Origin of the sequence: Streptomyces sp. NPDC021224, assembly GCF_044332905.1 — a bacterium.
Classification (GTDB): domain Bacteria; phylum Actinomycetota; class Actinomycetes; order Streptomycetales; family Streptomycetaceae; genus Actinacidiphila.
On sequence record NZ_JBIRPW010000011.1, the window covers coordinates 181980 to 196737 of the forward strand.

12 protein-coding genes are annotated in these 14758 nt (G+C 75.5%); 7 read left to right on the top strand and 5 right to left on the bottom strand.

Going from position 1 to position 14758, the window contains the following annotated elements:
* Positions 1-21: 21 nt before the first annotated feature.
* Entirely contained in the window at positions 22-870 is an 849-nt protein-coding gene (locus ACH4PY_RS25990; protein ID WP_398187507.1) for a class I SAM-dependent methyltransferase, read from the bottom strand.
* 116 nt (positions 871-986) lie between these two features.
* A complete protein-coding gene (locus tag ACH4PY_RS25995; RefSeq protein ID WP_398187509.1) occupies positions 987-1757 on the bottom strand; it encodes an IclR family transcriptional regulator in 771 nt (256 codons plus the stop codon).
* A gap of 141 nt (positions 1758-1898) precedes the next feature.
* On the opposite strand from ACH4PY_RS25995, the gene ACH4PY_RS26000 reads away from it, so the two are divergent.
* Together ACH4PY_RS26000 and ACH4PY_RS26005 are read left to right on the top strand one after the other, a co-directional pair.
* Positions 1899-3428 carry an aldehyde dehydrogenase (NADP(+)) gene (locus ACH4PY_RS26000; RefSeq protein ID WP_398187512.1) on the top strand — a complete coding sequence of 510 codons (1530 nt, stop codon included), beginning with the start codon at positions 1899-1901 and terminating at the stop codon, positions 3426-3428.
* Between the two features lie 61 nt (positions 3429-3489).
* Entirely contained in the window at positions 3490-3963 is a 474-nt protein-coding gene (locus ACH4PY_RS26005) for a GNAT family N-acetyltransferase (RefSeq protein ID WP_398187515.1), read from the top strand.
* Here ACH4PY_RS26005 and ACH4PY_RS26010 read toward each other — a convergent pair.
* A complete protein-coding gene (locus ACH4PY_RS26010; protein ID WP_398187517.1) occupies positions 3960-4649 on the bottom strand; it encodes an SMI1/KNR4 family protein in 690 nt (229 codons plus the stop codon). The two genes, ACH4PY_RS26005 and ACH4PY_RS26010, sit on opposite strands and share 4 nt — an antisense overlap.
* Before the next feature lie 37 nt (positions 4650-4686).
* Complete coding sequence (locus ACH4PY_RS26015) at positions 4687-5328, bottom strand: NAD(P)-dependent oxidoreductase (protein WP_398187520.1); 642 nt, start codon at positions 5326-5328, stop codon at positions 4687-4689.
* Between the two features lie 232 nt (positions 5329-5560).
* Between ACH4PY_RS26015 and ACH4PY_RS26020 the strand changes: the two genes are divergently transcribed.
* Complete coding sequence (locus ACH4PY_RS26020; protein ID WP_398187523.1) at positions 5561-5950, top strand: winged helix-turn-helix transcriptional regulator; 390 nt, start codon at positions 5561-5563, stop codon at positions 5948-5950.
* A gap of 18 nt (positions 5951-5968) precedes the next feature.
* Here the strand turns inward: ACH4PY_RS26020 and ACH4PY_RS26025 are convergent, their stop codons facing one another.
* Complete coding sequence (locus ACH4PY_RS26025) at positions 5969-7372, bottom strand: MFS transporter (protein ID WP_398187526.1); 1404 nt, start codon at positions 7370-7372, stop codon at positions 5969-5971.
* Positions 7373-7443: 71 nt separating this feature from the next.
* Between ACH4PY_RS26025 and ACH4PY_RS26030 the strand changes: the two genes are divergently transcribed.
* From ACH4PY_RS26030 to ACH4PY_RS26045, 4 genes are all read left to right on the top strand, one after another.
* Complete coding sequence (locus ACH4PY_RS26030; RefSeq protein WP_398187529.1) at positions 7444-8529, top strand: GlxA family transcriptional regulator; 1086 nt, start codon at positions 7444-7446, stop codon at positions 8527-8529.
* A gap of 30 nt (positions 8530-8559) precedes the next feature.
* Positions 8560-9639, top strand: coding sequence for an amidohydrolase family protein (locus ACH4PY_RS26035; protein ID WP_398187532.1), 1080 nt, complete (start codon positions 8560-8562; stop codon positions 9637-9639).
* A 474-nt stretch (positions 9640-10113) separates the two neighbouring features.
* Complete coding sequence (locus tag ACH4PY_RS26040) at positions 10114-11421, top strand: SCO1860 family LAETG-anchored protein (RefSeq protein WP_398187535.1); 1308 nt, start codon at positions 10114-10116, stop codon at positions 11419-11421.
* A 233-nt stretch (positions 11422-11654) separates the two neighbouring features.
* A complete protein-coding gene (locus ACH4PY_RS26045; RefSeq protein ID WP_398187537.1) occupies positions 11655-14747 on the top strand; it encodes an ABC transporter substrate-binding protein in 3093 nt (1030 codons plus the stop codon).
* Positions 14748-14758 lie beyond the last annotated feature (11 nt).

A 14758-nucleotide genomic window follows, 5' to 3' on the forward strand; every position in this document is an offset into this window, starting at 1 on the left:
GCCTCCGGCAGCCCGGACCGGTCAGACCGGCACGCGCTCGCAGCGCTGGACGCGGGTCACCAGGTGCAGCTCGAACTCGCCGGAGGCCGTCTCCGGGCGGGACCTGAGGTAGTCCAGGATCCGGGCGGTGGCCGCCTCCCGCCGGGCCGGTTCCATCACCAGCAGATGCGAGTGCGTCGCGGCGGTCGCGGTCAGCGTCTCGGCGGTGCGCACCATCACGTGCGGGAAGTCGGCGTCCTCGGCGGGGGAGAAGGCCGGGTGAGGGTCTATCCGCCGCCCCGGGCTCTTCTTCCAGCCGAGGAAGGACACCTGGCTCGGCGAGATCTCGCCGAGGCCCGCGATCCAGCCGACCCGGTCGTCGTCGGCGTTGGACAGCGTCGCCAGCACCCCGCCGGGCCGCAGCACCCGGGCGATCTCGGGCAGCGCGCGCTCCTGGTCGAACCAGTGGATGGCCTGGCCCACGACCACCGCGTCCACCGAACCGTCCGCCAGCGGTATCCGCTCCGCCGAGCCGGACAGCGCCGTGGCCCGCGGCAGCCGCTCGCGCAGCGCGCCCAGCATCCCCTCGTCCGGCTCCACCGCGGTGACCCGGTGGCCGAGCGCGAGCGCCTCGCGGGTCAGCTTGCCGGTGCCCGCGGCGAGGTCCAGCACGTCCAGCGGGCCACCGCCGCGCCGGGCCAGCACGGGCGCGAGGGCCCAGGTGACGGCCTCGGACGGGTAGCCGGGGCGGTGTTCGTCGTAGTCGGCGGCGACGGCGCCGAAGGAGGAGGCGCGCCGGGCGACCCACTCCCTGGTCTCGGCGTCCCCCTCGGGCGCCCCGAAGTCGCGTCCCGCGGCGCTGCTGTCGTTCCCGTTCGTCATGATCCCCATGTTCACGACCCTACGACTGCCGGGCGGGGCCGTGTCCGGGGGATCCGGGGCGTTCCCACGAAGGGGGCACCCTTGACGAGCGGGGTTTCGGGCCCGGTCCCGGGCGGCGGGGGAGGTCAGAGGCGGCGGGTGGCCAGCAGCAGCCGGTCGCGCGCGTCGAAGAGCGCGTCCTTGATCAGCTGTTCGTGCGTCGCCGTGAGCCGCGCCACCGGCACCGAGCAGCTGACCGCGTCCCGCGCCGGGGTGCGGTAGGGCACCGCGATGCCGAAGCAGCGCAGGCCCAGCGTGTTCTCCTCGCGGTCCACCGCGAAGCCCTGCTCGCGGATGACCGCCAGCTCCTCGATGAGCTTCTCGCGGTCGGTGTGGGTGTGCTCGGTGAGCGGCTCCAGCGTCTCCGGCAGCAGCCCGCGTACCTGCTCGTCGGTGTACGTCGCGAGCAGCGCCTTGCCGAGCGAGGTGGAGTGCGCGGGCAGCCGGCGGCCGACCCGGGTGAAGGGCCGCAGGTAGTGCTGGGACTGCCGGGTGGCGAGGTAGACGACGCTGGTGCCGTCCAGGCGGGCCATGTGGATGGTCTCGCTGGTGTCGTCCGACAGCCGGTCCAGGGTGGGCCGGGCGGCGGCCACGACCTCGTCGCCGTCGATGTAGGACGTGCCGACCAGCAGCGCGCGCACGCCGATGCCGTAGCGGGTGCCCGTCGCGTCGGTCTCGATCCAGCCCAGGTCCACGAGGGTGCGCAGCAGCATGTAGAGGCTGGACTTCGGGTAGCCGACCGACTCCTGCACGGAGGCGAGGCTGTGCATGCCGGGCCGCCCCGCGAAGAACTCCAGCAGCTCCACCGTGCGGACCGCGGACTTGACCTGGGAACCGGCTCCCTCGGCAGCAGCCATGCGCTCGACCCCTCTTGTTCGGCCGGGAGCGACGGACGTAGGCTCCCCTTGCAGGTTCACATCTAAAGACGCTGTTCAGTATAGAGAACAACGTACTGGTGCAGCAGTGTCGTGCGGTACGGAAATGTGGAGGTTATTCCGGTGGCAGTACCAGTCTGGAGCGTCGACCCGCGGAGCGGGAAGCAGCGCGAGCAGGTCGCCGTCGAGGCCACGGCCGAGGACGTGGACGCCGCCGTACGCGCCGCCGCCGCCGCGATCCCGGCGCTCGCCGACCGAAGCGTACGCTCCCGGCTGCTGCGTGCCGCCGCCGGGGCGCTGGAGGAGGCGGGCGAGCGCGTCATCGCCGCCGCCGACGCCGAGACCGCCCTCGGCGTACCCCGCCTCACCGGCGAACTCGCCCGTACCGCCTTCCAGTTGCGGACGTTCGCGGACGTCGTCGACGAGGGCGCCTACCTCGACGTGATCATCGACACCCCCGACCCCGACGCCAAGCCCATCCCGCGGCCCGACCTGCGCCGGATGAAGATCCCGCTGGGCGTCGTCGCCGTCTACGCCGCCAGCAACTTCCCGCTCGCCTTCTCCGTGCCCGGCGGCGACACCGCGAGCGCGCTCGCCGCGGGCTGCCCCGTCGTCGTCAAGGCCCACCCCGACCACCCCGCGACCTCCGCGCTGTGCGCCGAGCTGCTGCGCGGCGCGGCCGTCTCCGTCGGACTGCCCGCCGACACCGTCGTCCTCGTGCACGGCTTCGCCGCCGGTGTCGAACTGGTCCGCCACCCGCTCGTCGCCGCCGCGGGCTTCACCGGCTCCGTGCCCGGCGGCCGCGCGCTGCACGACGCGGCCGCCGCCCGGCCGCGCCCCATCCCCTTCCACGGCGAACTCGGCAGCCTCAACCCGGTCGTCGTCACCGAGGCCGCCGCCGCCGAACGCGCCGAGCAGATCGGCACCGGGCTCGCCGGATCCTTCACGCTCGGCGTCGGCCAGTTCTGCACCAAGCCCGGCCTCGTCCTCGCCCCTGCCGGGGACGACGGCGACCGGCTGGTGGCCGCCCTCACCGGCGCCGCCCGCGAGGCCGCGGCCGGGGTGCTGCTCGACGGCCGGATGCGCACCAACTTCCTGGCCGGCGCCGCCGCCCGCGCCGCGCTGCCCGCCGTGACCGCGCCCGTCGCCCCCGGCGAGGACGGCGAACTCGGCGTACGCCCCGGCTTCGTGACCCTCGCCGCCGCCGAACTCGCCGTGCAGGGCGCCCACGACGTCCTGCTGGAGGAGTGCTTCGGACCGCTGACCGTCGTCGTACGGTACGGCTCCGCGGACGAGCTGGCCGCCGTGCTCGACCGGCTGCCCGGCAACCTCACCGCGACCGCCCACCTCGGCACCGCCGAGGCCGCCGAACAGGGCGGGGCCGCCGCCGCGCTGCTCACCCGGCTCAGCGCCCTCGCCGGACGCGTCCTCGTCAACGGCTGGCCGACCGGCGTCGCCGTCACCGCCGCCCAGCACCACGGCGGGCCCTACCCCGCCACGACCTCCACCTCCACCTCGGTCGGCGCCACCGCGATCGAACGCTGGCTGCGCCCGGTGGCGTACCAGGACACCCCGCAGGCCCTGCTGCCCGCCGAGCTGCGCGACGGCAACCCGCTGGGCGTCCCCCGCCGGGTGGACGGCGAGCGCGGCTGAGCGGGCCGCGGCGTACGGGCCGGGTCCGCGGGCGCGGACCCGGCCTGGTTGGATCGGGCCCATGAGCACCACGAACACTGCGCACGAACCCGCCCTGCGCCCCGCGACCCGGGCCGACCTGCCCGCCGTCCTCGCCCTCCTCGCCGGGGAGGACGGCGTCGTCGACCCGGCGACCGTCGAGGTCACCGACGCCTACGAGCGGGCCTTCGCCACGATCGAGGCCGACCCGCGCAACGAGATCCTGGTCCTCGTGGACGCCTCCGGCGACGTCATCGGCTGCCTCCAGCTCACCCGCATCCCCGGCCTCGGCAAGGGCGGCGCCGAGCGCGCCCTCATCGAGGCCGTCCGCATCCGCGCCGACCTGCGCGGCTCCGGCCTCGGCCGCGCCCTCGTCCGCCGCACCCTGGACCGCGCCCGCGCCCAGGGCTGCGCCCTGGCCCAGCTGACCAGCAACAAGTCCCGCACGGACGCCCACCGCTTCTACACCTCCCTCGGCTTCACCGCGAGCCACGAGGGCTTCAAGCTGCCGCTCTAGCCAGCACCCGCGGTGCCGGCCGCCGCGCTTTCCGCCTGCTCCAGCCAGTCGGTGTACCAGCGGGCGAAGGTGAGCGGCGCGCCCGCGCCGTCGAGAAGCGGGGCGAGGTCCACGTCGTCCACCCGGTCGTCGGACCACACCGTCCCGCGGTGCGGCCCGCAGACCACCAGCCACTCGCGGCGCGCGCAGCCCAGGTGGCAGATCGTGACGGCGCCCGCGGTACGCCCGGGGGCGAACATGACGGCCTCCCACCGCTCGTCCCACGCCTCGTAGGCGTCGTCGAAGTCCTCGATCTCCGCGAACTCCTCCTCCTCGGGCCGCTCGGCGAGCAGCGCGGCGACGGTGTCCGGGTCCGGGCCCCGCTCCGGGAAGGGCACGGCGAACGCCGACAGGTCGGCGAGGTCCGCGCCGTCCCCCTCCCAGCGCCAGCGGCCCTGGACGCGCCGGACCGGGAAGAGGCCGTACGCGGGCCCGGCGCCGCCCGCCCCGACGTGCAGCAGGAAGGAGCGGTAGTCCGCCGGGAGCCGTATCCCCGCCTGGGCCTCCAGCTCGGCGACCTCGTCCTCGGTGAGCGGATCCTCCAGGACCCACCCGTGCCCGCGCGCCCCGAACACCCCGCCGCCGTCCGGGCCGCCGCCCGCCGCCGCGACCCGCTCCCGTACACCCGCCCACACGTGATCCGTCATGCCCGGACCGTACGCGCGGGCACCGACAGCGGGCCGGTCAGGTCACCAGGAGGTAGGTGCGGTGGTGGCGGGGGTCCGCGGCCTCGTCGAGCAGGGCCAGGGCGAAGTCGGCGTACGTGACGCGGGCCGCCGGGTCGGTGTGCGGGCGGTGCTCGTAGCGGCCGGTGGGCTCGGGGGCGTCGTGGACGAAGTCGCCCGCGGGGGCGAGGTAGAGCCAGTCCAGCGCCGCCGCCTCGGCCCGCAGCGCGGCCAGGCCCGCCGCGTGGGCCGCGCAGAACGGGCGGAACTCGTCCGGGAACGCGGGGGAGTCCAGCCGGCTGGTGCCGTCCGCGCCGGGCAGCACGGCGGACAGGCCCACCGTGACCAGGCGGTCCACCCCGGCCTCGGCCAGGCCCGCGGCCAGCGCGCGGGCCGCGGCGGGGAAGAAGGCCCCGGGGTCGGTGCCCTCGCCGTACACGGCCGCGGTGTTGAGCGCCGCGTCGTGCCCGGCCGCGAGCGCCGCGACAGCCGCCGGGTCGGTGACGTCCCCCGCGGCGAGCCGTACGCCCCCGGCGGCGAGCGCCGGGTGGCGCGACGGGTCGCGGACGACCGCCGTGACGCGGTGGCCGCGGTGGCGCGCCACGGCGACGGCCTCCCGGCCGGCCCGGCCGCCGGCCCCGAAGACGATGTAGTTGCCCATGGGCGGAATACCTCCTGCGGTTGCTCCTGCTGGAGCCGAGGGTGGAGTGGTGCTGGGCGACGCGACTGCGTGCCCGGGAAAGGTAGCCGCGGGGCCGGTTACCTCCCGGGTACCGCCGGACCCGTACCGCCCGACCCGTATCGCGCCCGCCGCCCCGCCGCCCCGCCGCCCCGCGGCACCACCGCCCCGCGGCACCACCGCCCCGCCGTTCGCACCGAAGGAGACAGCCCACATGACGCACCGCCGCCCGCCGCTGCCCGCGGACCTCTTCGACGAGCTGTGCCCTTCCTCGCTGCTGCCCTTCCGCTTCGGCGACAAGTGGGGGCCCCTCGTGCTCTCCTGCCTGGAGGGTGGCCCGCGGCGCTTCTCCGAGCTGCGCGTGCCGCTGCGCCGCGTCACCCCCAAGGTGCTCACGCAGTCGCTGCGCGGCCTGGAGCGGGACGGCTTCGTCACCCGCACCGTGCACGCCGACCCGCGGCAGGGCGTGGACTACGCGCTGACACCGCTCGGCCGCAGCCTGCTGGAGCCGCTGTCCGCCGCGTGCGCGTGGGCGGCCGACCACTGGGACGAACTGCTCGACGCCCGCGAGCGCGGCACCGCGTCCGAGCCCGCCGCCGGGTGAACCGGCGCGCGGCGGGCGTCAGTCGCGAGGGCGCAGCGCCACCGCCGTCGCCACGGCCGCGGCCAGCACCAGGCCCGCCGCCACCAGCAGGCTCGTCCGCATCCCGGGCAGGAAGCGCGGACCGGCCACCAGCGAACCGAACAGCGCGACGCTGAGCGCCCCCGCGACCTGCCGGGCGGCGTTCAGGACACCGGCCGCCACGCCCGCCTGCGCGGCGGGCGCCGCGCCCATGACGGAGGCGGTCAGCGCCGGGACGGCCAGCGCGCCGCCGACACCGATCGGCATCATCACGAACGCCACCAGCAGTGTGGGCGTGCCCGTGCCCACCGGGAGCAGGGCCAGCAGGCCCGCGGCCATGACGAGCTGGCCGGTGACCATCGGCAGGCGGGGGCCGAAACGGTTGGTGACGCGGCCGGAGACGACGTTCACCGTCGAGATGAGGAGCGTCATCGGCAGGAACATCAGGCCCGCCGTGAGCGCCGACTCGCCGCGGACCACCTGGAAGTACAGCCCCAGCACGAAGAACATGCCGAAGAAGCCCACGCTCAGCGCCGCGCCCGACGCCACCGAGGCGGAGAGGGCGGCGCCGCGGAACAGCCCCAGCGGGACGACGGGGTGCGGGTGCCGGGTCTCGGCCCGTACGAAGGCCGCCCCCGCGGCGGCCGCCACGCCCCCCGCCACCCAGCCGCGCGTCCCGCCCTCGATCACCGCGTACGTCAGCGCGCCCAGCGCCAGCACGGCCGTGACCTGGCCGGGGACGTCGAGGGGCGCCGGGCGGCGCTCACTGCGGGCGCTGCGGGCCAGCACCAGGGTCACGACGGCGAAGGGCAGGTTGACGTAGAAGACGAACCGCCAGTCCAGGGACGTGGTGAGCACCCCGCCGACCACCGGGCCGAGCGCCACCGCCGTCGAACCGCCCGTCGCCCACACCGAGATGGCGCGGGTGCGCCGCACCGGGTCGGCGTAGGCCTGCCGGACCAGCGCCAGCGAGGACGGCAGTATCACCGCCGCCGCCGTGCCCTGCACCACGCGTGCGGCGACGAGCACCGCGAGCCCCGGCGCCAGGCCGCACGCCAGGGACGACAGCGCGAAGACCACGACGCCGCCGGTGAAGGCGCGGCCCGCGCCGATCCGGTCCGACAGGGCGCCGGTGGACAGCATCAGGGCGGCGAAGGCGAGGGTGTAGCCGTCGATGACCCACTGGAGCGCGGACAGCCCGCCGTGCAGGTCGTCTCCGATCGCCGGGAGGGCGACGTTGACCACGGAGGCGTCGAGGGTGATGAGGAAGAAGCCGAGCAGGGCGGCGGCGAGGATCCGCCCGGACGCGGTCGGCTCGGCGGCGCGGGTGGCCGCGGCGGGGGCCCGCTCCCCGGTGGTGGAGGGGAGGGGACGGGCCGTGCGGGAGGTCTGATCCGGTGACATGACCACCAGCCTCGCGGCGGGCCCGGCGTACAGTAACTGGCCAGAATGCCAAACGACCGGAGGTTCTGGCCATGCCCGCGCAGCCCGCACCGACCAGGCACCCCGCCCCGACCAGGCAGCCCGCGCGGCCCGCGCCGACCGCGGTCGCCGCCGAACTCGCCGTGCCCGCGCCGCCGTCGGCGGTACCGGCTGCCGTGCCCGCCCGGCCGCGGCGGGTCGTGGTGATCGCCGCGCCGCCCGTGTCGATGTTCAACCTCGCCGTGCCCGACATGCTCTTCGCCCGCGTCGAGACCGACGGCCGGCCCGGCTACGAGGTGGAGCTGTGCACGCCCGACCCGGGGGCCGTCGCGACCAACGGGCCCGCCGAGATCGTCATCCGCCGCGGGCTGGACGCACTGGAGGGGGCCGACACCGTCATCGTCGCCGGCACCGGCCTGCGCGAGGAGCCCGACCCGCGCATCCTCGCCGCGGTGCGGCGCGCCGCCGAGGCCGGCACCCGCATCGCCTCGATCTGCTCGGGCGCCTTCCTGCTCGCCGAGGCGGGCCTGCTCGACGGGCGGCGCGCGACCACGTACTGGCTGCTCGCCGAGGAGTTCGGCGAGCGCTACCCCGCGGTGGACGTCCAGCCCGACGTGCTCTTCGTGCAGGACGGCCCCATGCTGACCTCCTCCGGCTACGCGGCCGGCATCGACCTGTGCCTGCACATCATCCGCACCGACTACGGGGCCGCCGTCGCCAACAGCGTCGCCCGGCACGCCCTGGTGGCGCCCGTGCGGTGCGGCGGGCAGGCGCAGTTCACCGAGACGCCGCTGCCCGCCGTGACCGGCACCTCCTTCGCCGACACCCGCGCCTGGGCGATGACCCGGCTCGACCAGCCGCTCACCCTCACCGACCTCGCCCGGCACGCCTCCGTCAGCGTCCGCACCCTCAACCGCCGTTTCCGCGCCGAGACCAGCGTCAGCCCGCTCCAGTGGCTGCTGCACCAGCGCATCCAGCGGGCCCGCGAACTGCTGGAGACCACCACGCTGCCCGTCGACCAGGTCGCCCGCGCGTCCGGCCTGGGCACCGCGGACTCGCTGCGCCAGCACCTCACCCGCCGCGTCGGCCTGACCCCCAGCGACTACCGCGCCGCCTTCAGCCGGCTGCCCGCCGCGTGAGGGAGGGCGCCGGACCCGTACAGTGCCCCCATGGGTGAGGTGCTGCACATCACGGGCCGGATCCTGACCGGGCCCGACGATGCGACCGACGAGCTGTGGGTGGTCGACGGCCGGATCACGTACGCCCGGCCCGCCGCCGAGGCCGTGACCGTACGCGGCTGGGCGCTGCCCGGCCTGGTCGACGCGCACTGCCACGTCGGCCTCGACCACTTCGGCGAGGTGCCGGACGACACCTCCGAGAAGCAGGCGCTCGCCGACCGTGACGCGGGCGCGCTGCTGCTGCGCGACGCGGGCTCGCCCAGCGACACCCGCTGGGTCGACGACCGCGCCGACCTGCCGCGCATCATCCGCGCCGGGCGGCACATCGCCCGCGCCCGCCGCTACATCCGCAACTTCGCGCACGAGATCGAGCCCGGCGACCTGGCCGCGTACGCGCGGCAGGAGGCACGGCGCGGCGACGGCTGGGTCAAGCTCGTCGGCGACTGGATCGAACGCGAGGTCGGCGACCTCACCCCGTGCTGGCCGAAGGACGCGCTCACCGAGGCGATCGCCGCCGCGCACGAGGAGGGCGCGCGGGTCACCGCGCACTGCTTCGCCGAGGACACCCTCCACGACGTCGTCACGGCGGGCATCGACTGCGTCGAGCACGCGACGGGCCTCACCGACGAGACGATCCCGCTGCTCGTCGAGCACGGGGTGGCCATCGTGCCCACGCTCGTCAACATCGCGACCTTCCCGGACCTCGCGGCCGTCGGCGAGGCCAAGTACCCCCGCTGGGCGGACCACATGCGCCGCCTGCACGCGCGCCGCCACGAGACCGTACGCAACGCGTACGACGCCGGGATCGCCGTCTACGCCGGCACCGACGCGGGCAGCAGCCTGCCGCACGGCCTCATCGCCGCCGAGGTCGCCGAACTCGTCACGGCGGGCCTGCCGGTGACGGCCGCCCTGTCGGCGACGACCTGGCAGGCGCGGGAGTGGCTCGGCCACCCGGGCCTGGAGGAGGGCGCCCCCGCGGACCTGGTCGTCTACGACGCCGACCCGCGCGCCGACGTCCGGGTGCTGGCGGCGCCGAGCCGGGTCGTGCTGCGCGGCACGGTGGTGGGCTGAACACCCGCGGGGCGGACGGGCGTCCGGCGCCGGGGCGCTGAACACGCGTCCGGTGGACGGGCCTTGGTGGGCCGGGCGGACGGGGTGCCGAACACCGTCGGGCAGGCGGGCGTCGAACGCCCCCTGTACGCCGTGGTGCTGAACACCCATACCGCACGCAGGACTTCGGGGCGGCCTCTACCCGACCGTACGCGAGCGCCGCGCACGCGCGGGCGCGCGCTTCGGCGTGCCCGGACACCGGCACGGGACGCACCCGGCGGGACGGGCCGCACGTCACGGCGGGTGCGTCGGGGCATGGGCGCTTAGTGGTGGTAGGTCCGCCCCGTCCCGCCCCGCTCGCCGGGGATCCCACCAGAAACCACCCTTTTGGGTGAACTGGCGTCGCGTAGCCGTGCATTCACTCTCAGTGCGTAAACATTACCCGGCAAGCCCCGGCCCGCTGTCCCCAACTCGCGTACGGCCGGGGGGAGTCCGATGTTCACCGATGTCTCCCGTGGGGGTCCCACACCGATGTACCGCACCACCAACACCTTCCCGCTGCCCGTCCGCCGCCGCGCCGCCGCCGTCGGAGCCGCCGTCGCCCTCGCCGCGGGCGCCGCGGCCTTGGCGCCCGGCGCGCAGGCGGCCCCGGCCGGCGACCCGCACGGCGGCGCGTCCACCGCCGCCGTGCTGCGCGCGGGCCTGGACGTGTCGCTGCTCGGCAAGGCGGTCGACGTGCCGGTGAACGTCGCGCTCAACGACGTGCACGCGCCCGCCGACGCGAAGAAGACCGCGCTGACGGTCACGGTCGGCCAGGGCGTGGAGAACGGGCACGGCATCAGCGTCCTGCGGGCCGACGTCGCCACCTCGCGGGCCACCGCCGACGCCCACGGCGCCGAGGGCTACGCCAACGTGGCGCACGCCCAGGTGCACGTGCCCGGGCTGCCGCTGCTGGCGCTCGTCAAGGCCGACGCCATCACCTCGACCGCGACCTGCGAGGCGGGCCGCAAGCCCGCCGCGCACTCCGAACTCGCGGGCCTGACCGTGCTCGGGCAGCGGATCAACCTCAGCGCGGTCGGCACGACCGAGCTGACCGTGCCCGGCGTCGGCCGCGTCAGCCTGGACCTCACGCAGACCACGACCACGTCCACCACCGCGGCCGCGACCGCGCTGCGGCTCGCGATCCACCTCAACCCGCTGAGCCTGGGCGTCGCCGAGGTCAGCGGCGAGATCACGCTCGCGTCGGCCACCTGCACCGCCCCGCACTCCGGCGGCACCACCACCGGCGGCTCGACCTCCGGCTCCACGTCGGGCTCCACGTCCGGATCCACCTCCGGTACGACCTCGGGCACGACGTCCGGTTCCACCTCCGGTACGACGTCGGGCAGCACGAGCGGCAGCACCAGCGGCTCCACGTCCGGCACCACGACCGGGACCACGTCCGGGAGCACCACCGGGACCACGTCCGGCTCCACCTCGGGCTCGACCTCCGGCAGCTCCGGCACCTCCGGCAGCACCACGTCCGGCACCTCCGGCTCGTCCGGCGCCACCGGCAGCGGCGGCAGCACCTCCGGCGCCTCCACCGGCGCGACGGGCGGGACCGGCTCGGCCGGCAGCTCGGGCAGCTCGGGCGCGGTCGTCCAGACCGGCCCCGGCACCGGCAACCTCGCCGAGACCGGCGCGAGTTCCAGCACCCCCTACATGGCGGGCGGCGCCGTGGCCCTGCTCGCGGCAGGCGCGGGCGCGTACCTGCTGACCGCCCGCCGCCGCCGGGGCGCCGGTGCGGCGGACCCGCGGGACTGACGCGCGGCCCGAACGTCACCGCCTCGCGATAGCAAGGTCACAACGGGGGAACGAAAGCCCCGGGGGCGGCGCCGGACCACCGGCGCCGCCCCGTAGGCTGTGCGGGCGGCCGGAACTCGTCCTCGGCCGGGGCAGGTCGGCGTACGTCGTGCGCAACCCGGCGCCGCGGACGGCGAGTTGCGCGGGGTGGCCGCGACGGCGGGCGCCGAGGTGCAGAGGCGGACGGGGCGGGAATGACTGACGGGCTTTTCGCGGGGCGCTACCAGCTGGCCGGGCTGCTCGGTTCGGGAGGCATGGCCCGCGTCCACCGAGCCCAGGACACCCGGATGGGCCGGACGGTCGCCGTCAAGACGCTGCTGCCGGACCTGGCCGACAACCCCGACGCGCGGCGCCGGTTCGCCCGCGAGGCGCAGGCCGCGGGCTCGCTCAACCACCCCGGCATCGTGACCGTCCACGACCAGGACGAGATACGCGACGGCGACGAGGTCGTGCCCTACCTCGTCATGGAGTTCGTGCCCGGTGGCTCGCTGTCCCAACTCCTGCGCCGCCGGGTGTTCTTCCCGCCCGAGCGGGCCGTGCGGATCGCCTGCGACATCCTCGACGCCCTCGCGCACGCGCACAGCCACGGCACCGTCCACCGCGACGTGAAGCCGGCCAACGTGATGGTCACACCCGAAGGCATCGTCAAGGTCGCGGACTTCGGCATCGCCCGCGTGCTGGACACCGACTCCCGGCTCACCACGACCGGTTCGGCGATCGGCACCCCGAGCTACATGTCGCCCGAGCAGATCAACGGCGCCGAGGTCGACGCCCGCAGCGACGTCTACGCGGTCGGCTGCGTGCTCACCGAACTGCTCACCGGCAAACCGCCGTTCACCGACGGCAACCCGATCAACCTCATGTACTGGCACGTCCACACCCCGCCGCCCGCGCCCTCGTCGCGCAACCCCGGGGTGCCGCCGGAGCTGGACGCGCTCGTGCTCGCCGCGCTCGCGAAGAACCCCGCCGACCGGCACGGCGACGCCGGGGTCTTCCGCGACCGGCTGCGCGCCTGGCTGGTCTCCGCCGGTCACGCGGTGCTGCTCGCGGGCCCGGCGATCCCGCCCTCCCTCGACACCGCGACCACCCCGCTGGCCGCTGCCAAGTCCCCCTACGGCTCGGGTGACGACGCCTCGGACGGGTCCACCTCGGGTGAGTCGTCCGCCGGTTCGGGCACCCCGCCGCCGCCCGCGCAGCCCCCGACGCCGCCCCCCTCGACCCCGCCGCCCGCCACGCCCCCGCCCTTCGGCAACGGCTTCGGCGCGGCCCCCGGCCCCAGCACCCCGCCGCCGCCCACCCCCGCCGAACACCCGGCGTACGCACCCACCGAGCACCCGGCCTACGCGCTGCGCCCGCAGGTGCCGCTCCCGCCGCCCTACCGCCCGGACACCCCGCTGCCCTTCAACGGGTCCGGCAACTCGGGGGAGTTCGACCCGTCCCGGCGTGCCCGGCGGCGCTGGATGACGGCCGTCGCGGCGGTGGCCGTGGCCGCCGTCGGCGTCACCGTCACGCTCCTGTACGGCCCGCTCGGCGGCAAGCACCACGACAACGCGGACCCCACCCCGACACCCACCCACCGCCCGACCGCCACCGGCAAGCCCACCGCGCAGCCCGCGATGCTCGCCCGGCACGGCGGCAAGGCCGGCACCGGCTACAACGGCGGACTGGACGGCGTGGTCAACGCCTTCGACCGCACGGGCGGCGACCTGCGGCTCGCGGCCGCCTACCCCGAGGACGCGATGCTCGACCCGGCGGCCGTCTACACCCAGCCGTCGTGGAACCTCCAGCGCCTCTACGAGCGCAAACTCGTCGACTACGCCCCCGACCCGGGCCCCGCCGGGCGCAAGCTCCTGCCGGACCTGGCCACCGACACCGGCACGGTCAGCAACGGCGGCAGGACGTGGACCTTCACGCTCAAGGCCGGTCTGAAGTACGAGGACGGCACCCCCATCACGTCGCAGGACGTCAAGTACGGCGTCGAGCGGACCTTCGACCGGGACGTGTTCATCGGCGGCCCCACGTACTTCGTCGAACTCCTCGACCAGGGCCAGCACTACCCCGGCCCGTACAAGGACTCCGACCCGGACAAGCTCGGCCTGAAGTCGGTGGCCACGCCGGACGCGCGGACCGTCGTCTTCACCCTCGCCGCGCCCTTCGCCGACTTCCCCTACGTGCTCGCGCTGCCGATGGGCGCGCCCGTACCCCGCAAGGCCGACACCGACGGCGGCAAGGGCTACCGCGACAAGCCGCTGTCCAGCGGGCCTTACAAGGTCGCGAGCTACACCGACGGCAAGTCGCTGCACATGGTGCGCAACACGCAGTGGAACCAGTCCACCGACCCCATCCGCTCCGCACTGCCCGACACGATCGACCTGTCGGTGTACAACTCGCAGGACGCGGTGGAGAACGCCCTCTTCTCCGGCCAGGCCGATCTCGACCTGGAGTCCCAGCAGCTGACGGCCGGGAACAAGGCGAAGGTCACCGCCGACAGCACGCTGCACGCGCAGACCGACCTCGCCTACGACAGCAGCACCCGCTACATCAGCCTCCAGACGGCCGTCGCGCCCCTCGACAAGCAGCCGTGCCGGGCCGCCGTCCAGTACGCCCTCGACCGCACGTCCGTCCGCACCGCCCTCGGCGGTGACCTGGCGGGCGACGTCGCCACCACGATGCTGCCGCCCACCACCGACGGCTTCGACCCCGACGCCCACCCCTACGGCAGCGCCGACGGCAGGGGCGACACCGCCAAGGCCCGCGAGCAGCTCGCCGCGTGCGGCAAACCGGGCGGCTTCAGCACCACGCTCGTCGGCGCCGCCAACAACCCGACGACGCTCGCGGCCATGCAGGCGATCCAGCAGTCGCTGAAGAACGCCGGGATCGCCGTCGTCATCAAGCAGATCCCCATCGGCGAGCTGTACAGCGACCTCGGCACGCCCAGCAAGGTCAAGCAGAACGGGTGGGGCATGGTCATGACCTCGTGGGCCGCCGACTGGCCCGACGGCGGCGGCTTCCTGCGCACCCTCGTCGCCCCCGGCAGCCCCACCAACTACGCCGGGGTCAACGACCCGGGCCTGGACACCGTCCTCTCCCGCGGCGAGAGCGCCGACGAACCGGAGAAGTCCACCGCGGCCTGGCGGGAGGCCGACGCGAAGGTCATGACCGACGCCGCGCTCGTCCCCCTCATCCACGGCCGCCACCTGGTCTTCCGCAGCAGCCGCCTCACCAACGTCTACGAGCACGAGGTCTACGGCGCCCCCGACCTGACGGCGCTGGGCCTGGCCGGCTGACGCGCCGGGTA